Below are 21,528 nucleotides of genomic sequence, written 5' to 3' on the forward strand. Positions count from 1 at the left end.
AATGCGACGAACCTTAAACTTATTGACATAGTAAATATCTATCTTGGTTGTGATTTTTTAATCCAATGAGAAAACCTATGACAATAAAAATGAACAAACTCACCCTAGTCGCATTAATGTGTTCACCTATGGCTTTTGCACAAATACAAAATGGCGACTTTGAGCAGTGGAATGGAAACACACCCGTTAACTGGACAACTATCGACTCTGGTATATCTGTTGCCCCATCGAATGTTCAGATAAAAAGCGGTGGTTTATCCGCTCATATCACCATTAATACGGGCACGCAAAGTAACACCGACTTTTTGCAAACAGTTTCTGTCGAGCAAGGAAAAACGTACCCATTCTCGGCTGCTATCTATCATACAGAAGGCAAGGTAAAAGCAAGGCTCATCGTTGACGGATACCAGAATTATTCAGATCCGTCCAAAACAAACCAGTGGCAGGATCTCACCTATACATATACTGCCACCAGCAGCAAAGACATTCAGGTTGGACTCAGGTTTTACGATGTATCAGGTTTCGACGGTTCAGAAGCGGTTTACGTTGACAACTTCCAACCATCAAACACCACAAACCCTCAGCCACCGACATGTGATAAGACTAATCTCACCCTCTCGTTGACTACCGACCAATATGGCTCAGAGACTTCTTGGAACATCAAAAACAGTGGCTCGACAGTTATAGCCTCAGGAGAGGGTTACAGTAACTCTACCACCTATACCAAGGATATTTGTCTCGACGATGGCGACTATCAGTTCACGATCCTAGACAGCTACGGAGATGGTATTTGCTGTAACTCTGGTAACGGCTCTTATTCCTTGAAAAATGGTCAAGAAGTCATTGTGTCCGGCGGTCAATTCCAAAACAGTCAGACCACCGACTTTACTCTTGGTGGTACTACCCCACCGCCCACTAGCGACTACTATAAATCTGCACTAGGCAAATCAGAATTTGAGCTAAAATCGGCTCTGCATGACATCATTAAAAACCACAATAGCCGAGGCTATTCCGCGATTTGGACGCTAGTTAAAGACGCCGATATAGATAACTACTACGAGAAAGACGGTTCAATTCTCGATGTCTACTCAGAGAAACCGGAATCGTCAGACGCTATCAACTTCACCAAAGTCACAGATCAGTGTGGGCAATACAGTCGCGAAGGGGATTGCTACAACCGTGAGCACTCTTTCCCTAAAAGCTGGTTCGGTGGCAAGGTAGAACCAATGAACTCTGACGCACATCACTTGTTCGCCACCGACGGTTACGTTAATGCGAAACGTAGTAACTGGCCGTTTGGTGAGGTTACGAGTGCGACTTACGTCTCAAGCAATGGCTCAAAACTTGGTAGCGCTAGCAGTTCATTAGGCTACAGCGGTACGGTGTTTGAACCTATTGATGAATTTAAAGGAGATTTTGCTCGTGCATATTTCTATATGGCAACTCGCTACGAAAATGTGATTGGTAACTGGCAGAACAATAGCGCTAATGCAGACGCGGTACTCAACGGAACAAGCACTACTGTATTTGAACCTTGGCTGCTTTCGATGTTAAAGCGTTGGCACAAAGAGGATCCTGTCAGTACGAAGGAAGTGAATCGCAATCAAGCCGTATTTGAATTCCAAGGAAATCGAAACCCATTTATCGACCACCCAGAGTTTGTCGCGCAAATTTGGGGAAATTAATCCCAATATAAAAATAGGCGCTAGTCAGCGCCTATTTTTAATTTGTCAGCAAGACCGCTATATCATTTGCGACACAAGCAAGAACCCACCAAAAGCCAGCCCAAAGAACATCATCGCATTGCCACCTTCTGCTGCATAACGCTCACTTAAGGTGTTCGCTATTCTTAGTCTGTAGACCATAGCAAGCGGAACGAAAACCGCTAAGAACACTAGAATAATACCCGCGTAAGCCAGAACAGATAAGAACTGGTCTGCTGCCATAATCGCACCAATAAGCGGTAATACGAAAGTTAGAATATAAGTCACCACGCGATTCTGTTTAAAGGTATCGCTATTTTGATGGAACAGTGACATAGCGACACCAAAGAAAGAAGTTAGCAGCGCTAAACCTGTAAACAACGATAGCACAGTACCAATCCAAGGTGCATCATGCTCAAACCCAGCCATTAGCTCAGATACACTACCAAACTCTTTTAGCTGCTCTGGTGGCAAGTTGCCTACTACAGCAAACAACCAACACAGGTAGCAGAACAATGGGATTAAAGAGCCTAGAATGACCATGTTTCTCAATTGACTGTCTGTAGCCTCATGGTTGTAGGAAACCAAACTTGGAATCACTACCATAAAGCCAAAACTAGTAAACAATACCGCACTTGTTTGAATCAGCCCGACTTGGTCATTATTGCTTACTTGCGCGAGGTTTTGTGTCGAAAACTCAGGTAGTAGCACTAGTAGCGTTACCGCTAGGCTGACAACCATTACAAAGAAAAGTGCTCTATTAAGCTTATCAATCACACCTGTACCACAAGCTACAATTGCTCCAGCTACAAGGGTAAATAAGATCTGACTTTGGGTGAAACTAATCGACACACCAAGAGCAGTAAAACCCTGAGATAATAAGTCTGCTGCACCCAGAATGTATGCCATCAATAAGCAGATCAGCAATGCGTAGAGCAGACCATTAGAGACAAGTTGTCCACCCTTGCCTAACGTTTTGCGAGCTATCGAGTTAAGTCCTAACCCACCACCAGATTTAATGGTCGCTTCGAGCAAAAGTAAAGCAGAGTATGTGGTACCGAACCAAATCAGCACCATTAATAGTGTCCCGTACAATAAGCCAAATTGGGCTAGTACCATTGGAATTGCAAGCATACCAGCGCCAAGTGCTGTACCAGAAATAATGAGCGCGCTGCCCAGAAGTTTTGTATTCATTTTCTCTAAAACCGTAAATATTATTTAAATTTTGAATTTATGCGCTTCGCGCGCAGACGTACTGAGACAAGGGAGTATCAATACGAAAAATAAAATCGAGAAAATGAATAAGGCTGCAAGAGGGTATTGCAATAGCGGAAGAGTGCCAAAGAAGGAAAAAGAGAGGTTACGTTGTCAGAAGCCTTATGAGGCGACCCTTCAGTTGGCTCCAGAATCGGGGTAGTAATTTTGAAAATCATTAAGATGTCCTAAGTAAAAGACAATCCTTTGGAAAAGGCATAGCAAATCCTGCGCTATGTCATCTCAAACTGAGATAACTGCATCTTATAGGCTGAGGCTATGATTGCAATGGGTTAGTTTTTAACTGGTCAAATAACAACCTAACTTATTAGGTTAACACCTACTAAAAACACTACTCTTCCGCTGGCGTAACTCTTCCCTTTATCTCATTACCCGCATCTCTAATCAGATCAGTTGGCGACATAATCACGCCTTTTACTGCTCCTTGCGTAGCTTGTTTTAGATACAAAAAAAGCCAGCGTAACGCTGGCTTAAATTCAGTGAGTGATGGAGATTGCCGACAAATCTTCATGCTTATGGTACATAGCATGTTTACTTATCAACCTTTCACTTAGTTCACTCATGCCAACCACATCAACTTTTGAACCCTTCTTTCTGAATTTAAAGACAACTTTGTCCAATGCTTCAACCGCAGTGTTATCGAGAAAATGTGCTCCACTTGTATCAATGGTGACATATGGGGTTGCAGCTTCAAAATCAAACATCTCCATAAACGCATCTGAGGATGCAAAAAATACATGGCCACAAACTTTATGAACTGAGTGCACGCCTTCAACAGCAACTTCGTCTGAAATAAACACCATTGCTTTACTCACATGAGCGTAAAACAACGCTGACAAAGTCACACCAACAAGAACTCCGATCGCTAGGTTATGAGTCCACACTACAGTCGCAACAGTCACAATCATTGTGATGTTGGTAGGTAATGTATGATCTTTTAGTTCTGTAATTGATCGCCAAGAGAATGTACCAATCGATACCATGATCATCACCGAAACCAGTGCAGCCATTGGGATCAGAGTTAACCAATCAGATAAGAACACCACCATCAAAAGCAGCCCTACCCCAGCGACTAACGTCGACATTCGAGATAGTCCACCTGACTTAATGTTAATCACCGATTGGCCTATCATTGCGCAACCTGCCATTCCACCAAACAGCGACGACACAATATTCGCTACTCCCTGCCCCTTACATTCGTTGTTTTTATTGCTTTCTGTATCCGTTAAGTCATCAACAATCGTCGCGGTCATTAAGGACTCTAAGACACCCACGACAGATAAGGCAATTGAATAGGGCAGAATGACTTTAAGTGTCTCTAAGCTGAGTGGAACATCAGGCGCCAAAAATATCGGCAGAGCATCTGGCAGCTTGCCCATATCACCAATCGTTCGAATATCTAATCCAAACATCAAGCTAATCGCTGTCACCACCACGATAGCAACCAAAGGTGAAGGAATAGATCCTCCAAGCTTTGGAAGATAAGGGAACAGATAGATGACAGCTAAACCGATTGCGACCAAGATGTAGACACTGTTCGAAACATCGGTTAATTCCGGCAATTGAGCGAGAAAAATCAGAATCGCTAACGCGTTTACAAAACCGGTAACAACCGCCTTAGATACATAGTTCATCAGATTGCCTAGTTTTAGGTAGCCAATAACAATCTGAATGACACCAGTTAAAAGTGATGCAGCGAATAGGTATTCAAGACCATGCTCTTTAACCAATGTCACCATCAACAGAGCCATAGCGCCCGTTGCACCCGATATCATTCCTGGTCGACTACCTACCAAGGCAGTCACAACGCAAATACAAAATGATGCATAAAGCCCGACTTTAGGGTCTACACCCGCAATTATTGAAAATGCGATAGCCTCTGGTATGAGCGCTAATGCGACTACGATTCCCGATAAGCTGTCTCCTTTTATGTTTGACAACCAGTGTGTTTGTAGATTTGTAAGCATGTAATTCTCTTTGTTTATATGTGGCTAACCCTGCCGTGTTACAGACATAAGTTAAGTCAGCAGATTAAGATGAGCTTGAGCTCGGTTGCGTGTACTCAGAGAAATACGTGGTCTAAGGCGGCGTAATTAACACGGTTGGTTAAACTCCTCTATATAATGATGTTTGACAGCTTGATACCATCGCCTAAAAGGGTTGATTAAAGCGCTTGTTGAAAAAATCAAGTTTTGTCGAAAGATCTTGATACCGATTGAGCATAGCTTTCGAATAACCTTCTTTCTCAAGCAGTTCAGACAACTGGTTCGCTTCGTCAATCAACTCATCAATTGTTAATGATCGCTGTTCAGTTCTTGATATTGGGTTAAGGCTAGATTCGCCTTGAAGATAAAGATAAATGTCGCACCATCGTGTACTTTGCTGCAGGGTCAACTCTTCACCAAACTGCTCTAAATACTCCAGTTCAGATTCGAGCTGCTCCCTATCATCGGGGAGTATGTGGGAAAGGCGCTCAGCAACCAAAGCAACACGATCGTTGTCTACGCCTGATTTGACAAGAGCGTGCTTCTTCCAAAATCGGTCGTCTTCGCTATATTTTGCCAATGCGCTGGCTGCGGCCATTACGAAAAGAATAAAAGCAGATATGAATTTCATTACTTTATTCCTAACGTTGGTTGTAGCAGACCCTCTTCTTTTTTAAGGTGTTCTAATTGAACGATAGTTATACATTTATTCATATAATTCTCTTTTTACGCATACAGTAAACCCTGCCAATACAGACATAGTTAAGTTCACTCGTTGATTCGATGAGCGGGCGCTCGGTTTAAGTGTAGGTCGGGAGAGAATTGATAATTTAAGGCGGCGTAATTAACACGTTGACGTTAAACTCCTCTCAACTGTAGAAACATAATCAGCCGGAATTGGCTGTAGCGCCAATATAATCTGTTGTAGCGAGTTAATACATTTTAAAAATCAAAATCAATGATTTCACTTTTCCATACTCAAAAGTTTGATTTAACATATTTACTATTTGATGATGACATCAACATCCGTTTACAATACAAAAAGCCAAACTCATCACCTCCTAATTTCTCCTCTTCCATTGCGTTCCACAAAAAATATCAACTCCTTATTAACCTACATCTGTCAACGACTTAAATGCTTGAGATCTCAGACGTATATTGGTGGTGGTGCTTGCCAACTGTCTAGACATAAAGATGCTTCCTTAAACGCCTAAGCACGTCGATTTTACGTCACTACGTCAAAGTATTGATTACACACACCTTACATCACATTTACAAAAACCTTACGGAGAGTGCGGTCACAATATAAAATTAGCCATCTTTCCTCCTAATTGCATATAGGAGAATATGTTGATGTCTATTCCAATATTATAAATTTTTATCCAATAATGCGCCTTACTATTACTACAAAATTGCTCATCACGTTGTTAACGGTATTTGGATTAGTCCTCGTAGCGTCAACAACATACCAGTATCTGCAGCAACGCGAGTTAATAAACTCTGTTTTGAGTGAACAGCTTCATGACAAAGCGAGTAACTATTTTGATAGCCTGAACATGATGATGCTAACTGGAACCATGGCTCAAAAAGAAACTTTAAGACAAAAGGCCCTCGCTCAAGATGGGATTGAACAGGTAAAGGTTCTGCGGGCAGAGGCTGTTAGCAAACTCTATGGTCCTGGACAAGAGAATCAAAAACCTGTTGATGATATTGATAAGCGAGCACTTGCTGGTGAGTTAATCATAGAGCCTATCACCGCGGAATGGGGCAACGGCATAGTTGTCGCTTTACCTATGAAATCAAGCGAAAACTACCGCGGCACCAATTGTGTTGCTTGTCATATGGCACCCGAAGGCGAAGTACTAGGTGCTATTCGCCTTGAGTACAATTTATCTCATGTTAACCAGCTCATCAGTCAAAGGGCGTTTATTGCACTAGCGATTATGTCAGCGTTTGGCTTCGTTGGTTTTTTAATCACCATGTGGTTGATTAGAAAGATCATCGTGCGTCCGATTCAAAAAACCTCAGGCTTTATGCAAACTGTCAGCAAGACAAAAGATCTTTCTCAACGACTTTATACAACACAAAAGGATGAGATTGGTCAGCTTTCAGGTGCGATCAATTCCTTTATGGATACCGTTAACCAAAGTCTTGAGCAAGTTCAAGCAACATCTCACAAAGTCGCGGGTAGCGCCACACAACTGACCCAAGTCGCACAGATAACAGATGCGGCAGCAAGTAACCAACAAGCGGAAACCTCCGAAGTTCAAGACAATATTGAACAAATGCAATCTCAGCAAGTACAAGTAGAAACCGCGACCGACGAAGCTTCGACCCTGATTAAGCACACAACTCATATTGCCGAACAGAGCGCCCGTCAGGCTCACGGGGCAAGTCACGAGATCAAAGGGCTAGTAACCGACATAGAGCAAGTTAAAGATAGTATTGTTGACCTAAACAACCAAACCGCAGAAGTTTCTAGTATTTTAGAGGTGATAAAGGGTGTGGCTGAGCAAACTAACTTACTCGCCCTTAATGCGGCAATTGAAGCTGCACGTGCAGGTGAACAAGGTCGTGGATTTGCTGTCGTCGCTGATGAAGTTCGCAATCTAGCCAGTCGAACTGCACAAGCCACAGGCAGCATTGAAAGTATTATCGCCCAATTCCAAAAAGATAGTGAAGCGTCTCTCTCTTGTGTCGATACGGTTTGCGGCACTGCCCACCAGCGTTCGAGCGAAATCGAATTGCTTTCGCAGGCGATGAATGGTGTCGTTGAAGAGATGAAACAAGCACTCGCTCATGCAAACCGCATTCAACAGCAGTCCAGCAGCACAGCCCACTTAAGTCATCAAGTTCAAGGTAAGGTTCAAGTGATTAACCAACATGCAAATCAAACCACTGAGTCTGCCGCTCACACGAGAGACATTAGTATGAATCTTGAACAACTTTCCGAGCATCTAGAACAGCTATTGGCGCAATTTACCCTTTCTACACCGAAATAGCCGGATATTAGGGATTTTTGTTCGACTAAATGACAATAAAGGTTGAAGCATAATATTTGAAAGGTAATATGTTCCATTGAATCTATAGAATTCTATCCAACCCAATGTTTGCTCATTATTTATTCGGTGAGTATCTCAACATTGGGTTGAATTTTTACCTCAATGGAGAATATTTAAAACATGACTTACGCGCCTGTATCAGACGTTTTGAAAGGTCAGCTAGCAGTAGACAGTGAAGTAACTGTTCGTGGCTGGATCCGTTCACGTCGTGATTCCAAAGCTGGAATCTCTTTCCTTGCCATTTACGACGGCTCTTGTTTCGACCCGATTCAGGCCGTGGTCCCTAATAATCTTAATAATTACGAAGACGAAGTATTAAAGCTAACGACTGGCTGCTCTGTTGAAGTAACGGGTAAGATTGTTGAGTCTCCTGCGAAAGGTCAAGACTTCGAGCTTGCTGCAACTAACGTTAAAGTAGTTGGTTGGGTTGAAGACGCAGAAACATACCCAATGGCTAAAACTCGCCACTCGATCGAATACTTACGTGAAGTCGCACACCTGCGCCCACGTACAAACGTAATCGGTGCAGTAGCGCGTGTTCGCAACTGCCTATCTCAAGCGATTCACCGCTTCTACCATGAACAAGGTTACTTCTGGGTATCTGCGCCGCTGATCACAGCTTCTGATGCTGAAGGTGCTGGTGAAATGTTCCGCGTTTCTACGTTAGACATGGAAAACCTGCCTCGCACAGAAAAAGGCGATGTTGATTACAACGAAGATTTCTTCGGTAAAGAGACGTTCCTAACGGTATCTGGTCAGCTAAACGGTGAAGCTTACGCTTGTGCACTAAGTAAAGTTTACACGTTCGGTCCTACGTTCCGTGCTGAAAACTCAAACACAAGCCGCCACCTAGCTGAGTTCTGGATGGTTGAGCCTGAAGTTGCTTTCGCGGATCTAGAAGATATCGCTAAGCTTTCAGAAGACATGCTTAAGTTTGTTTTCAAAGCAGTACTAGAAGAGTGTCGTGACGACCTTGAGTTCTTCGCTCAACGTATCGATAAAGAAGCAATTACTCGCCTAGAGCAGTTCGTTTCTTCTGACTTTGCACAAGTAGACTACACTGACGCAATCCAAATTCTTCTGGATTCTGGTCGTGAGTTCGAATTCCCAGTTGAATGGGGTATCGATATGTCTTCTGAACACGAGCGTTTCCTAGCGGAAGAACACTTCAAAGCGCCTGTAATCGTTAAAAACTACCCTAAAGACATCAAAGCATTCTACATGCGTGCGAACGATGACGGTAAGACTGTAGCGGCGATGGACGTACTAGCACCAGGTATCGGCGAAATAATCGGAGGTTCTCAGCGTGAAGAGCGTTTAGACATCCTAGACGAGCGTATGCGCGAAGTAGGTATCGACCCTGAGCACATGAACTGGTACCGCGACCTACGTAAATACGGCACTGTGCCTCATGCAGGCTTCGGTCTTGGCTTCGAGCGCCTAGTATCTTACGTAACTGGTATGGGCAACGTTCGTGACGTTATCCCATTCCCACGTACACCACGTTCTGCAAACTTCTAATTCGAAGTCTAGCATAATAAAGGCCTCCGATATTCGGAGGCTTTTTTGTATGTTTAGTGTAAAGAAAGCTCTCCATAAGTGAATGCTACCTAATCACAACATCGCTTCATTAAGATTAGAAAAACTCATTACTTCGAGCTAATGTCAAAGTATCTTCCATTGCGCAGGAGTATCGCTATGAAACTATTCAAAATAGAGGATCTGTCATACAACGGTGTTCATGAAGGTGTGCATAGTTGGGATCACCCTCAAGGCAATCAGCCTTATTACTGGCATCCTGATTGGCTGCATATTGCTGAAGATATTACTGGAATGCATGGCAGACAATCACTTGATATCGCTCAAGGCGAGATAGCTAGTGAGCAACATGCCAAGCAAGCCATCATAGATCACCTTAACGATAATCATAAATAGCCGATCTCGGTTTGCACGTAGGCGCTTTGTTCACGTATGTTTTGTCGCTGCACTATACGCAAACTTTCTTATTTTCAATCATAATTGATAATGTGACGCAGTAAGATCACAGTGAGGAAGTTTGTTATGAGAGTATTCAGACTAGATGATCTGTCTTATGACGGAAGGCATGAACACGCGATGGATTGGGATCATCCTTCAGGAAGCCAACCCTACTACTGGCACCCAGACTGGCTACAAAATGCCGAGGACTTAATGGGGGTCTATCCTAGTGATGCTGACCCATCGGTTACACATCCCGACAGTATAAGAGACTAGTAGTTGCAAAAGGGCTAACCATTGGGTTAGCCCTTTAACAATTCACTCTATGCTATTAGTTTTAGCAGCGTAACGGATACCAAATAGACAGATGGCAAACATCACAAATGGTATTGCAGCTGCCGTGTATTCAGTCCATGCCAATGTAGCGAAAGACTTTGCCAGAATTAGATGCCCAAACACCAACAAAGCCGCACAAATGATAGCAACAAACACCAAACGGTACTCATGTTTATAACTTCGTTTTTCCATAACTCCCCCTCGCGATAGCAGTGGAGTTATTTCAACACAGTTTTCCTAGCGTATAGCGGTACAGTTTGTCACAAAAATGCCCTAGCAGTTTGGTGGCTTAGCAACTAACTGTGCTATTTCTTTGAGTGCGTTTCTCACCGTATCGGTGAGTTCGAAAGAAATATTGATACGTAGGTAGTTTTGGAACTGGTTGTCGGCTGCAAACAAGTTTCCATAAGCAATTGAGATATCTGACTTTTTCAATTTCTGATAGATAAAGTAGGTATCTATTACTTTATCTAATTCAAGCCAAAGGAAATACCCGCCCCTAGGCCTTCGCACAGTTATTGTTTTAGGAAAACACTGCTCTATAGCATCCAGGTAGTCAATTTGCCGCCTACTTAGATGTTTGCGGAGTTTACGAAGATGGTTGTCGTAACTTTCATATTGCAGATAATGAGCCACGCCCTGCTGGATCGGTGAGCTTGTTGCTAACGTGGAAGTCAGTTGCTGTTTTTGCAACTTGTCGCTTAGCGTGCGGTTTACCACCCACCCTATTCTATAACCTGGACATAAAGACTTAGACAACGAACTACAGAGCAATACTCTGTCTCGCTCATCCCAATATTTGAGTGGGTAGGGTTTGCGATCTTCAAGGTGTAGCTCGGCATAGACATCATCTTCTATAACATAGACATCATACTGATTTGCTAACTCAACAACCGAACGCTTGCATGCATCATTTAGGGATGCGCCAGTTGGATTTTGGAAACTTGCCATCAACCAACATGCTTTAACGTCATGCTGGCTAAAAGCTTGCTCAAGACGCGATAAATCAACCCCTGTCGCTGGATTTACTGGTACCTGCACAACATTGAGCTTTAGACGCTCGACAGCTTGAAGTGCACCGTAAAACGTCGGCGTTTCAATAACAACGGTATCTCCGGGCTCGCACACCACTTGTAAACTCAGGTTTAGGGCTTCCATCGCACCAGAAGTTAACACAATGTCTTCGTGAGACACCGCCACACCCTGCATGATATAGCGCTGAGCAATCATCCTTCTAAGGGTTTCATTTCCCGGAGGCAAATTCCGGATAACACTCTCAACTGGCGTTTTCCTTCCTGCACTGGCAAGGTGGCGATTAAGCGCTTGCAAAGGAAATAAACTCGGATCGGGAAACGCAGAGCCAAAAGCCACAGACGCTTGGTTATTACTCTTTAGGAACTCGTAAAGCTCATCGTTGTACTCACTTCTCACGGCAGGTCGGACACTACCCATCGCGCTGTTCTCTATAGTCGAGGTAACAAAATAGCCTGATTGAGGTTTGGCTTTAATCCAGCCTTGTGACTCCAATAACTGATAGGCTTGTAGCACGGTTGCTGAACTTACCGAAAAGCTCTGACTCGCCGCACGTAACGAAGGGATCTTTTCCCCTGCACGCCAGGTATTGTCTTTGATCTGCTGTTTAAGCTTTTCTGCTAATTGTTGGTAGCGATTCATAGATCCCTCATATTCATGTCGCAAAGATACCATAGTCAAAAAAAACATGGCCTTACGAGCATCCCACAAAATGGCTTTGTTTTTTGCGAATCATATTTATCGAGTTGAATCACATTAAATATCACAAACTCTGTTACATTTATCAGGTATTAGTGATCCAAACAACCTTACATAAGGGATGATAATAATGAAAAAATATGATTCGTCACATATCGAGTACAAAGGCGAAAGCAATGGTGTACATAGTTGGACAGCACCAAGTGGGCAGCCTTACTACTGGCATCCGGATTGGCTGCACATCGCTGAAGATGCAACAGGTACACACCCCAAACAAGATATAGAGTTGACAAAAGGCGAGAAGCCAACGGAACAGCACGCCATCAAAGCGATTTTGTCTCACGTAAACCAGTGGGCAGCGGAAAAACTGGGGAAAAACCCTGAGATAGAAACGAACGCTATCGAATCTCAAATCAACCTTAAAAAGTAATCTTCACTCGCGCACCCGATATTAGGGTGCGTGTTTTCTTCATACCAACTCTCATCCTACACCTAGTACTAAAGTTGCAAAAACGTATCAATAAGCGAAACTAATCGATAGAATGCTCGGTCTTTTATTAGGTAGGCGAATCACTTACTAGATGATGGTATTTGTCTATAGGCGAGTTTTCGCCATATTGATAATGATATAAAGGCTTTGACATGGTTAACTCTCATTACAACGCATCTTTGACTCTAAAGCTATACTCACTGGCCGCAGTAGTTTTCGGTCTCTATGGGGGGCGAGTCTGTCCGATGTTAGAAACATTAACATCGACAGAGTTGTTTACACATGTTGCGGTGACGTTTGGAACAGTCTTCCTCTTTCGCCATTTTCTCCTTCAACAGCACACTCTGGTTCAAGAGCAAAAACAGGCTCAACTCGATACCACCTTGATGTTTTTTGGTAGTTTTGTTCTTGCCACCTTCTATAACGTCTATTATGAATTCCCTCTCGACAGCAACCTAAAAGTTTTGTTTGGTATGAGTTTATTTGGCTTCTTTACTGGCTTACTACTTCAACTAGATTCAAAGATTCAAAGCTTTGACAGCCCAACTAATGCTGAACGTTTCAAATTTGAGCTTAGCGGTGAACGACAATCGATGGTCAAACAGATGATTCTCCTCATCAGCCTGCTTCTAATCACTTTGACGACTATGCTGGCCATGGTCGCCATAAAAGACATTTTTTGGCTTGAGCACAACCCTGATCGACTTTTAGATGGCACAGGAAAAATCAGTGTAATCAAAGAATTTGTTTACATATCAGGTGTACTTGGTGCTTACATCATTGCAATCATGCTTCAGTGGAGCAAGCTAATGCGCCGCGTCTTAAACGCACAAGAATGTTCGTTGATAGAGGTCGCTAACGGCAATACATCCAAACGCGTTCCTATTTTTGAACACAATGAGCTAGGGTCAATGGCCTCATTAACAAACCAAATGCTTGATAGCCTAGAGTCTAGCCAAGACGAAGTGAAAACAACCCGAGACGTCGCTATTGTCAGTTTGTCCGCTCTTGCAGAGTCACGTGACAATGAAACTGGCGCCCATATTCTACGAACCCAAGAATACGTGCGCGCACTGGCGAAACACCTCTCTCAATTTGAACAACATAAAACTCTGCTTACTGAAAACTATATTGAATTGCTCTATAAGTCCGCTCCCCTTCACGACGTAGGAAAAGTCGGCATTCCTGACAACATTTTACTTAAGCCAGGGAAACTGACAGATGAAGAATTTGAAATAATGAAGCGTCACCCTGAGATTGGAGCCAAGGCGCTATCAATGGCTGAAGGTCAACTCGGTAGTAACTCATTCTTACAACTGGCGAAAGAGATCTCTCTTACCCACCATGAAAAGTGGAACGGTAGCGGCTACCCCAATGGGCTGAAAGAGGAAGAAATACCTATTTCAGGACGATTAATGGCGCTAGCCGATGTTTATGACGCACTTATTTCAGAGCGCGTATACAAAAAGGCCTTTAGCCACGAGAAGGCAAAGTCGATCATTCTTGAAGGGAACGGCAATCACTTTGACCCACAAATCATCGAAGCATTCATAGCGATTGAAGATGAGTTCGTCGCAATCGCCGACAAGTACCGTCAGCTTGAAGCCAAAGAGAATGAGCTAGAGCAAATGATGCACGCTTAAATCTCTATACCCTCATCCATTTTCACTCATTTAACGTCCCTTTACGGTATAAATGAAGGGACTTTTCATATAGAAAACTTGGTTTGAATAGAAACCACTCCTAATCGCGACTCTTTTTTAAATTTTCTTCACTTTCGCTGTTGTCTCACTCTGCGTAGAAAGGTATAAAAGAGTGAGTTACCTATCCCTTCGATAAACATGGATGAAGATTATGTTTGAAAAAGTAGTTGCTGCACCCGCAGACCCTATTCTTGGCCTTACTGAAGAATTCAAAAAAGACACTCGCGCAGAGAAGATTAACCTTGGCGTGGGTATCTACAAAAATGAGCAAGGTGAAACCCCTGTTTTAGCCACAGTTAAGAAGGCTGAAGCGGCACTCATTGAAACAGAGAAGACCAAGTCTTACCTAACTATCGAAGGGACCGCTGAATATGCACTAGCGGTTCAAAAACTTCTTTTCGGAAATGATGCGGAAATCGTTGTTAACAAGCGAGCTAAAACCGCTCAAGCACCTGGCGGTACAGGAGCTCTCCGTGTAGCTGGTGAATTTATTAAACGCCAACTTGGTGACGCAAAAATCTGGATCAGCAACCCTACTTGGGCAAACCATAATGGTGTATTTGCTGCTGCGGGTATACAAACAGCTCAATACAGCTACTACGATGCTGAATCAAAGGACAAAGACTTCGCATCTATGGTCGCTGATTTAGAAAAAGCGACTGAAGGTGATATCGTGCTTCTTCACGGCTGCTGCCACAACCCAACAGGCATCGACCCTACCTCTGCCGAATGGGAAACTCTGGCTAAGCTTGTCGCGGACAAAAAACTTCTTCCGCTGTTTGACTTTGCCTACCAAGGTTTCGCAAAAGGCGTTGAAGAAGATGCTGCGGGCCTGCGTATCTTTGCTAAGTACAACAAAGAGATTTTAGTCGCTAGTTCATTCTCTAAAAACTTTGGCTTGTACAATGAGCGCGTTGGCGCCTTCACTCTCGTTGCAGAGTCACAAGAAGTGGCAACAACAGCATTCTCACAAGTAAAAGCGATTATTCGTTCGATCTATTCAAACCCACCAGCACACGGTAGCGCTGTAGTCACACACATCCTTAACAACAAAGACCTTCGCGCAGAGTGGGAAGCAGAAGTGAAAGAGATGCGTGACCGCATTCAAGACATGCGTGAGCTGTTTGTTACCACGCTTAAAGAGCAAGGTGTGGATGCTGACTTTAGTTTCATTGAACGTCAAAACGGCATGTTCTCATTCTCTGGTCTTTCTAAAGAGCAAGTTAAACGCCTTAAAGAAGAGTTCGCGATCTACATCGTGGGTTCTGGCCGCATCAGCGTTGCAGGCATGACTCGTTCAAACATGCTACCTTTATGTAAAGGTATTGCGGCAGTTCTATAATTGCTACATACCTAAAACTAAAAAGCCAGCTTTTGCTGGCTTTTATTGTTTTCTCTTCTAGAACAAATACCTAAGAGAAATTCCACCTTCATTGGTAGTAGCATTGCCTTTGATTTTAGCCGTTTCAAAATCACCGTTGCGATGAGTGTAGAAAAAACCAACCGTAAAGCGCTCTGCAAACTGATAATCGGCTCTTACATTGAACACAGCTTCTTCGAGTAAGTCAGTGTAGTTAAATTCGCCTCGACTTGCTAACTCCCACTTCTCACTCAGCGCATACTTAAGTTCTAAACTCGCACCAATCGAAGGTTTACTATCACTAAACAATTTTTCTTCGGTTTTATCGAGAGTCTGCTTTGCCCACAAATAGCCGACTTTAGCTGTAGCGATTACATCTAACTTTTCCATCAACGGATAGCGATAAGCAACGCCCGGCAACAAGGTATATAACTCAGTGGTAACATCGTCAGGGTGAATAAATCGCGCGGTATAATCTAAAGTGAATAAAATATTGTCAGTCCAAACATAGTTGCCACCGACAGCTAAAGCGGTTGCATTATTGTTTGTACCCAAATTTTCATTCAACGACCCAGAACTTAAGTCTGCATAAAGGAGATCATAGTTTAGGTGGTTTATTTTATTAGGTTCTGCTGCATGCACCGAGCTAGCAAAGAGTAAAGGGGCTAATATCCAACGGTACTTCAATTCCATTATGACCTCTTGAGTCCATATACTGCACAAATTAACGGCGGCAAACTTTCCTTGGATGGACAAGATTAACTGCCAATTTTCCCAAACCAGAATCCGCGACAGATGCTGGATATATTCGTTATATTGATTAGAAAATATAGAACAAGTAACCGCCAAGTTACTGAATAAATTGTGAGAATTATGATCTTGCACTAACTCTATTACTCAGATAGCGAAAAAGATCTCAAATGAGATCTCTTTCTTAGCAAAGTATTTAGATCACTAGATGTTTCGCAATTACGCATCAACTTCGTGCTAAAACTTGATAATAAGCTCGTCTTGAGACAAGGTTTGTATCTCTGCCTTCGATTTGGCTTTAACCCGCTCCAGTAGATCAATCTCCAGTTCGTAAGGCATCACAATCTTAAGCTCTTCTACGCCTTCAATTTTTGCCAACTGAAGTAAAGTAAGAATATTGGATTCGTCACTACGATTTGCCGAAAGCGACTTCATAGCCTGATCCCACAAGCGGTCTTCAACCGATAGCGTCTCTTTTATCGTATCCTTCCATGCAAGGCTAAAGATAGGAGCAAACGTGCTCATGGCTTCCAAGAACGTCCATTTCTTATTGCAAGAAGCGCCGAGAAAAGAAGTATAGTCGAACACAACACTTGTCTTGCCTCGATGTTCCATATCATCATCCCCCGTAATGTCGGCAACACAGTGTTCTCAATATCCTAGATCATGCTGGTTATAGCAATAGGATATAAAACAATGGTCTGTTATGCCCTAATTCTGTTTTAAAAAGCTATATAAAAACCAATGCGGTAACAATATGTGTACAAGAAAGTGATATAAGGAACCTGTTGCTTAATATTTTGGGTACCAAATAATATCTTGTTTCTTGAATGCTATTTTATATCAACGATTTTGCTAGCTTTTTTGTATTGTATTCTCCATCCTTTCCAACTTGGCAGCTCCCAACGCTTTGGATAGCCTTTACGAAGTCCGTCACGATGTACGACGTAGATCAGTTTTTTCTTTACTTGGTATTCGACATCGAGATTAAGATCCCCCAAGGCTAATGTGAAGGGGTATGCGGCGGCAAAGTCATCATATTCCCAATAAGGGATACCTTCAAAATGGAAATCGTCTTCGCTAAACAGCTCCAGTTCCGAGATATCGGTCAATTCAAGTAATGAAAGCTGCTGCGTAAACCAGCTTTCAAAACACAGGCTATCTACATCTTCAACCGATTCAGCCTTTCCTAATGCAAGATACAGTTTCCAATGTTCTATTTGCTTGTGGCGAATGTCAGCAAAACCCGGTAATAACTGGTTATTTTTCACAGCCTCAAGCATGGGTTTAATCGCAAGCTCGCCTTTGGCTATTTCATGGCGAGTCGCTATCACTCTTCCTGCATAGATCAAGTTCATCTCAACCACAGGCTGTTCATCAACGGTGGTTACTTCACCTTGCTGCCAATCACCTAGCCCCATATCATGTAGGTTTTTTAGCTCAACAGGCATAGTGAAAGTCGCCAAGTTAAGCGTTTGCTTTACCCCCCTCCCCGGCAAGCTGTGAGTATCAAGGACTAAGCCTGCTTCATTTCTGTTAGGAAATCGGCTTTCTCTGCCTAGCACCACCTCCATTTCACCGTTGCCCATCGCCTCGCGGCGTTTTAATCTGCGCACGAATACCAGCTCTGGGTGCAAACGGGTAATCGCTTCGGTCAACGATTGGTGAGAATAGCGTGAAGCTACACTTAGCTGTGGCAATTCAAACGCTTCTCGCATTTGTGAAGATAACGCCCGAGCTTCTGTTACTGCATCCCAATCAGTATTCACAGCGGAAAAATGCTCTCCTCGTAATAACCCAATCACAAGCTGAGCGTCGCACCCTAGTGGTTCTTCTTTTTCTAGCTTTTCTCGCGCTTCTTCGTTACCTGACAGACGATACAAATTAGCCGGTGTTGACAGTGCTGACGTAAGATCGACCATGGCTTCTTGAAGTGGTTTTGAAGGCATTCTTGTAACAAGATCAGCGTATAGTGCGTCAATAGGTAGCGGATAGATGCGCTTGCCGTGTTCAGTAGCAAGTCCAAACGCATCAATAGCCCCCATTGCAGTCAGAATATCAGTAGCGTGATTCAATGAACGTTCTGGCAACGGTTCTAAAAACTCAAGCTGTGTAAGTGCACTATCGCAGCTCGCTGATGCCAACATCGGTTCGGTGAGCGACTCTCGATGCATCTCAGGTGGCGTTACTTCCGACAATGCGGCATGTTCACCATACAAGCGAATGCAAATGCCATCCATAACACGTCCTGCCCTGCCACTACGCTGTTTCGCGCTCGCTTGAGAGATATGTTTCAAACTCAATGTGGTTTTGCCATTACGCTGCTCAGTGCGTCGTTCGAGCCCCGAGTCAATAACGGCAACAATATTTGGGATAGTCAGTGAAGTTTCTGCAACATTGGTCGCTAATACCACCTTCTTGTAGGATTGAACATTGAGGGCGATTTCGCGTTGCTCATCCGTGACAGAAGCATGAAGCGGGACGGCGACAATACCCTCAATACCAGAAAGCATACTCTGACATTGACTGATCTCTTTCCTGCCGGGTAAAAACACGAGGATATCACCTTCCATATCCTGTAGTGCAATCACCTCTTGCTTCACTTTCTCTTCAAGATTTCTGCTATCGGGAAGTTGCCTTGAGTCGCCAGCACGATAACCGATCGATACATGATAATTTCGTCCTTCAGCATACATACGTTTCGCACCGATGTAGGACGCAAGCTTTTGACCTTCGATCGTTGCTGACGTTACAACCAATCTATGATGGAGGCTACCCTTAAGCAACGCCACCAACAAATCTGTATCCCAACGTCGCTCGTGAAATTCATCCACAATGACGGTATCGAACTCTTCTAATTCGTTTTCAGAATACCATCGCAACGCAACGCCAGGGGTAACAAAGACCACTTGAGTGTTTTCATCAAATCGGCTTTCAAGCTTGATCGCATAACCGACAGACTCGCCTAATCGAGTCTTACTTTGATCGGAAAGGAACTGCGCGAGGGAAGTACACGCGATACGCCTAGGCTCAATCACGAGAACACGCCCTTGCTCTGCTGCCCAGATGGGTAGACGCGTTGATTTTCCCGAACCCGTTTCGGCTTCAACGATTAAATGGTGTGCTGAGAGCTGGGATAAAAAGTCACTTTTCAGAGGATCTATGGGTAGGCTTGTCATGATTTACGCGTGGCTAGTGCTAAAGCACGAAATTATATACGCAAACTTTGCCAGATTGCAGGAATATTCAGTTTACAATACGACAACGAATCCCTATCATTTTTATGTTCCTGTTCTCAAAGGTCTGTTGACCCTAACACCCTACTAAGGCATGTGATGAATAACGATAAACGCCCTCTATATATCCAATATGCAGGCCCTGCGCTTCTCAGTACTCCTCTTCTTAACAAAGGCAGTGCTTTCTCAGCAGAGGAAAGAAGCTCATTCAACCTTGAAGGTCTGCTACCAGAAAACACTGAAACAATTCAGGAACAAGTGGAACGTGCTTACCAACAATATTGTAATTTTGAAAGTGACATGGACAAGCACATCTACCTGCGCAATATCCAAGACACAAACGAAACCCTTTTCTACCGCCTAGTTCAGAACCATATATCAGAGATGATGCCGATCATCTACACGCCAACCGTTGGCGCAGCCTGTGAAAACTTCTCGAACATCTACCGCCGTGGCCGTGGTCTATTTGTTTCTTATGCTAACCGTGACCGAATTGATGACATTTTAAACAACGCATCAAACCATAACGTAAAGGTTATCGTAGTGACGGATGGTGAACGTATTCTTGGTCTTGGCGACCAAGGTATCGGGGGTATGGGTATTCCAATTGGTAAGCTGGCTCTTTACACAGCGTGTGGTGGTATTAGCCCAGCTTACACTCTGCCTATCGTACTTGATGTGGGCACAAACAACCCACAACGTCTTGCCGACCCAATGTACATGGGCTGGCGCCATCCTCGCATTACTGGCGCAGAATACGACGCATTCTTAGAAGAATTTATGCAAGCCGTTCAACGCCGTTGGCCAGATGCACTGATTCAGTTCGAAGATTTCGCACAGAAAAATGCAATGCCGTTGCTAGAGCGCTACAAAGACCGTTTCTGCTGCTTTAACGACGATATTCAAGGTACTGCGGCAGTTACTGTTGGCTCACTACTTGCCGCTTGTCAAGCTGCCGGAAACAAACTTTCAGAGCAGCGTGTCACCTTCTTAGGTGCTGGGTCGGCTGGCTGCGGTATCGCCGAGGCAATCATTGCGCAGATGGTATCGGAAGGTATTAGCGATGCGCAAGCGCGTTCGCAAGTCTTCATGGTTGACCGCTGGGGTTTACTGCAAGAAGGTATGCCTAACCTACTCGACTTCCAGCAGCGTTTGGTGCAAAAACATTCAAACACCGCAGACTGGGAAGCAGAAAGCAATGGTTACTCGCTACTTGATGTCATGCGAAATGCTAAGCCAACCGTACTGGTCGGTGTTTCTGGCGCACCTGGTCTGTTTAGTGAAGATGTCATTAAAGAAATGCACAAACATTGCGCTCGCCCAATCGTCTTCCCGCTGTCGAATCCAACCAGTCGTGTAGAAGCAACACCTAACGACATTATTCGCTGGACAAATGGTGAAGCGCTCGTTGCAACCGGTAGTCCATTTGATCCTGTGGTACTCGATGGTAAGACTTACCCAATCGCACAATGTAATAACAGTTACATCTTCCCAGGAATCGGGCTTGGCGTTCTTGCTGTTCAAGCAAAACGTGTTACCGACGAAATGCTAATGGAATCGAGCCGTGCTCTGGCGACATGTTCTCCACTTGCTATAAATGGTCAAGGTGCGCTACTGCCACCGCTTGAAGCGATTCATTCAGTATCGAAGAAAATTGCTTTCGCCGTTGCTAAAAAAGCAATCGAACAAGGTGTTGCACTCGAGATCACTGACGAAGCACTAGAAGAAGCTATTGATGGCTCTTTCTGGCAACCCGTCTACCGTCGATACAAACGTACCGCATTTTAAAAAAAACGCTCTGAACAACCAAATAAAACCCAGCAAGCGCTGGGTTTTTATTCCTGCCACCAATATCTCGCCTTTACGATCTGAAATGTCCAACTAAATAACTTCATGCTATTCTCCACAAATCAGTTACCT

17 protein-coding genes are annotated in these 21,528 nt (G+C 43.7%); 9 read left to right on the top strand and 8 right to left on the bottom strand.

The window, feature by feature from the left end; translation table 11 throughout:
• The first annotated feature begins 77 nt into the window (after positions 1-77).
• Positions 78-1,685: an endonuclease gene (locus tag APB76_RS21885; RefSeq protein ID WP_054962545.1), complete on the top strand. Its 1,608-nt coding sequence runs from the start codon at positions 78-80 to the stop codon at positions 1,683-1,685.
• A 57-nt stretch (positions 1,686-1,742) separates the two neighbouring features.
• Here APB76_RS21885 and APB76_RS21890 read toward each other — a convergent pair whose 3' ends face one another.
• The 3 genes from APB76_RS21890 to APB76_RS21900 all read right to left on the bottom strand — a co-directional run bounded on the left by APB76_RS21890 (position 1,743) and on the right by APB76_RS21900 (position 5,594).
• A complete protein-coding gene (locus APB76_RS21890; RefSeq protein WP_054962546.1) occupies positions 1,743-2,897 on the bottom strand; it encodes an amino acid permease in 1,155 nt (384 codons plus the stop codon).
• 557 nt (positions 2,898-3,454) lie between these two features.
• Complete coding sequence (locus tag APB76_RS21895) at positions 3,455-4,945, bottom strand: SulP family inorganic anion transporter (RefSeq protein WP_054962547.1); 1,491 nt, start codon at positions 4,943-4,945, stop codon at positions 3,455-3,457.
• 184 nt (positions 4,946-5,129) lie between these two features.
• Positions 5,130-5,594 (bottom strand): hypothetical protein, encoded by a 465-nt coding sequence (locus APB76_RS21900; RefSeq protein ID WP_054962548.1) that lies wholly within the window; start codon positions 5,592-5,594, stop codon positions 5,130-5,132.
• 757 nt (positions 5,595-6,351) lie between these two features.
• Here APB76_RS21900 and APB76_RS21905 point away from each other — a divergent pair.
• From APB76_RS21905 to APB76_RS21920, 4 genes are all read left to right on the top strand, one after another.
• Entirely contained in the window at positions 6,352-7,965 is a 1,614-nt protein-coding gene (locus tag APB76_RS21905) for a methyl-accepting chemotaxis protein (protein ID WP_054962549.1), read from the top strand.
• Positions 7,966-8,145: 180 nt separating this feature from the next.
• Entirely contained in the window at positions 8,146-9,546 is a 1,401-nt protein-coding gene (gene asnS, locus APB76_RS21910; RefSeq protein WP_049845064.1) for an asparagine--tRNA ligase, read from the top strand.
• 177 nt (positions 9,547-9,723) lie between these two features.
• A complete protein-coding gene (locus APB76_RS21915) occupies positions 9,724-9,960 on the top strand; it encodes a hypothetical protein (protein ID WP_054962550.1) in 237 nt (78 codons plus the stop codon).
• 126 nt (positions 9,961-10,086) lie between these two features.
• On the top strand, positions 10,087-10,278 hold the full coding sequence (locus APB76_RS21920; RefSeq protein WP_049845062.1) for a hypothetical protein: 192 nt from the start codon (positions 10,087-10,089) through the stop codon (positions 10,276-10,278).
• Between the two features lie 42 nt (positions 10,279-10,320).
• Here APB76_RS21920 and APB76_RS21925 read toward each other — a convergent pair whose 3' ends face one another.
• Positions 10,321-10,530 (bottom strand): hypothetical protein, encoded by a 210-nt coding sequence (locus APB76_RS21925; protein ID WP_049845061.1) that lies wholly within the window; start codon positions 10,528-10,530, stop codon positions 10,321-10,323.
• Between the two features lie 81 nt (positions 10,531-10,611).
• Positions 10,612-12,012: an aminotransferase-like domain-containing protein gene (locus tag APB76_RS21930; RefSeq protein ID WP_054962551.1), complete on the bottom strand. Its 1,401-nt coding sequence runs from the start codon at positions 12,010-12,012 to the stop codon at positions 10,612-10,614.
• Positions 12,013-12,199: 187 nt separating this feature from the next.
• On the opposite strand from APB76_RS21930, the gene APB76_RS21935 reads away from it, so the two are divergent.
• The 3 genes from APB76_RS21935 (at position 12,200) to APB76_RS21945 (ending at position 15,604) form a co-directional block, all read left to right on the top strand.
• A complete protein-coding gene (locus tag APB76_RS21935) occupies positions 12,200-12,499 on the top strand; it encodes a hypothetical protein (protein ID WP_054962552.1) in 300 nt (99 codons plus the stop codon).
• A gap of 212 nt (positions 12,500-12,711) precedes the next feature.
• Positions 12,712-14,202 carry an HD-GYP domain-containing protein gene (locus APB76_RS21940; protein ID WP_054962553.1) on the top strand — a complete coding sequence of 497 codons (1,491 nt, stop codon included), beginning with the start codon at positions 12,712-12,714 and terminating at the stop codon, positions 14,200-14,202.
• A gap of 211 nt (positions 14,203-14,413) precedes the next feature.
• Positions 14,414-15,604 carry an amino acid aminotransferase gene (locus tag APB76_RS21945; RefSeq protein ID WP_054962554.1) on the top strand — a complete coding sequence of 397 codons (1,191 nt, stop codon included), beginning with the start codon at positions 14,414-14,416 and terminating at the stop codon, positions 15,602-15,604.
• A 57-nt stretch (positions 15,605-15,661) separates the two neighbouring features.
• Here APB76_RS21945 and APB76_RS21950 read toward each other — a convergent pair whose 3' ends face one another.
• From APB76_RS21950 to APB76_RS21960, 3 genes are all read right to left on the bottom strand, one after another.
• Positions 15,662-16,315 carry an outer membrane beta-barrel protein gene (locus APB76_RS21950; RefSeq protein WP_049845056.1) on the bottom strand — a complete coding sequence of 218 codons (654 nt, stop codon included), beginning with the start codon at positions 16,313-16,315 and terminating at the stop codon, positions 15,662-15,664.
• Positions 16,316-16,609: 294 nt separating this feature from the next.
• Positions 16,610-16,987 (bottom strand): hypothetical protein, encoded by a 378-nt coding sequence (locus tag APB76_RS21955; protein WP_054962555.1) that lies wholly within the window; start codon positions 16,985-16,987, stop codon positions 16,610-16,612.
• 218 nt (positions 16,988-17,205) lie between these two features.
• Positions 17,206-19,551, bottom strand: coding sequence for a helicase-related protein (locus tag APB76_RS21960; protein WP_054962556.1), 2,346 nt, complete (start codon positions 19,549-19,551; stop codon positions 17,206-17,208).
• Positions 19,552-19,707: 156 nt separating this feature from the next.
• On the opposite strand from APB76_RS21960, the gene APB76_RS21965 reads away from it, so the two are divergent.
• Positions 19,708-21,396: an NAD-dependent malic enzyme gene (locus APB76_RS21965; RefSeq protein ID WP_054962557.1), complete on the top strand. Its 1,689-nt coding sequence runs from the start codon at positions 19,708-19,710 to the stop codon at positions 21,394-21,396.
• Positions 21,397-21,528: the final 132 nt, after the last annotated feature.

This window comes from Vibrio bivalvicida (assembly GCF_001399455.2).
Lineage (GTDB): Bacteria > Pseudomonadota > Gammaproteobacteria > Enterobacterales > Vibrionaceae > Vibrio > Vibrio bivalvicida.

Excerpts from the sequence above, each read along its gene's own strand:
- APB76_RS21885 (WP_054962545.1), top strand. The coding sequence starts at position 78 with ATGACAATAAAAATGAACAAACTCACCCTAGTCGCATTAATGTGTTCA.
- APB76_RS21890 (WP_054962546.1), bottom strand. The coding sequence starts at position 2,897 with ATGAATACAAAACTTCTGGGCAGCGCGCTCATTATTTCTGGTACAGCA.
- APB76_RS21895 (WP_054962547.1), bottom strand. The coding sequence starts at position 4,945 with ATGCTTACAAATCTACAAACACACTGGTTGTCAAACATAAAAGGAGAC.
- APB76_RS21900 (WP_054962548.1), bottom strand. The coding sequence starts at position 5,594 with ATGAAATTCATATCTGCTTTTATTCTTTTCGTAATGGCCGCAGCCAGC.
- APB76_RS21905 (WP_054962549.1), top strand. The coding sequence starts at position 6,352 with ATGCGCCTTACTATTACTACAAAATTGCTCATCACGTTGTTAACGGTA.
- asnS (WP_049845064.1), top strand. The coding sequence starts at position 8,146 with ATGACTTACGCGCCTGTATCAGACGTTTTGAAAGGTCAGCTAGCAGTA.
- APB76_RS21915 (WP_054962550.1), top strand. The coding sequence starts at position 9,724 with ATGAAACTATTCAAAATAGAGGATCTGTCATACAACGGTGTTCATGAA.
- APB76_RS21920 (WP_049845062.1), top strand. The coding sequence starts at position 10,087 with ATGAGAGTATTCAGACTAGATGATCTGTCTTATGACGGAAGGCATGAA.
- APB76_RS21925 (WP_049845061.1), bottom strand. The coding sequence starts at position 10,530 with ATGGAAAAACGAAGTTATAAACATGAGTACCGTTTGGTGTTTGTTGCT.
- APB76_RS21930 (WP_054962551.1), bottom strand. The coding sequence starts at position 12,012 with ATGAATCGCTACCAACAATTAGCAGAAAAGCTTAAACAGCAGATCAAA.
- APB76_RS21935 (WP_054962552.1), top strand. The coding sequence starts at position 12,200 with ATGAAAAAATATGATTCGTCACATATCGAGTACAAAGGCGAAAGCAAT.
- APB76_RS21940 (WP_054962553.1), top strand. The coding sequence starts at position 12,712 with ATGGTTAACTCTCATTACAACGCATCTTTGACTCTAAAGCTATACTCA.
- APB76_RS21945 (WP_054962554.1), top strand. The coding sequence starts at position 14,414 with ATGTTTGAAAAAGTAGTTGCTGCACCCGCAGACCCTATTCTTGGCCTT.
- APB76_RS21950 (WP_049845056.1), bottom strand. The coding sequence starts at position 16,315 with ATGGAATTGAAGTACCGTTGGATATTAGCCCCTTTACTCTTTGCTAGC.
- APB76_RS21955 (WP_054962555.1), bottom strand. The coding sequence starts at position 16,987 with ATGGAACATCGAGGCAAGACAAGTGTTGTGTTCGACTATACTTCTTTT.
- APB76_RS21960 (WP_054962556.1), bottom strand. The coding sequence starts at position 19,551 with ATGACAAGCCTACCCATAGATCCTCTGAAAAGTGACTTTTTATCCCAG.
- APB76_RS21965 (WP_054962557.1), top strand. The coding sequence starts at position 19,708 with ATGAATAACGATAAACGCCCTCTATATATCCAATATGCAGGCCCTGCG.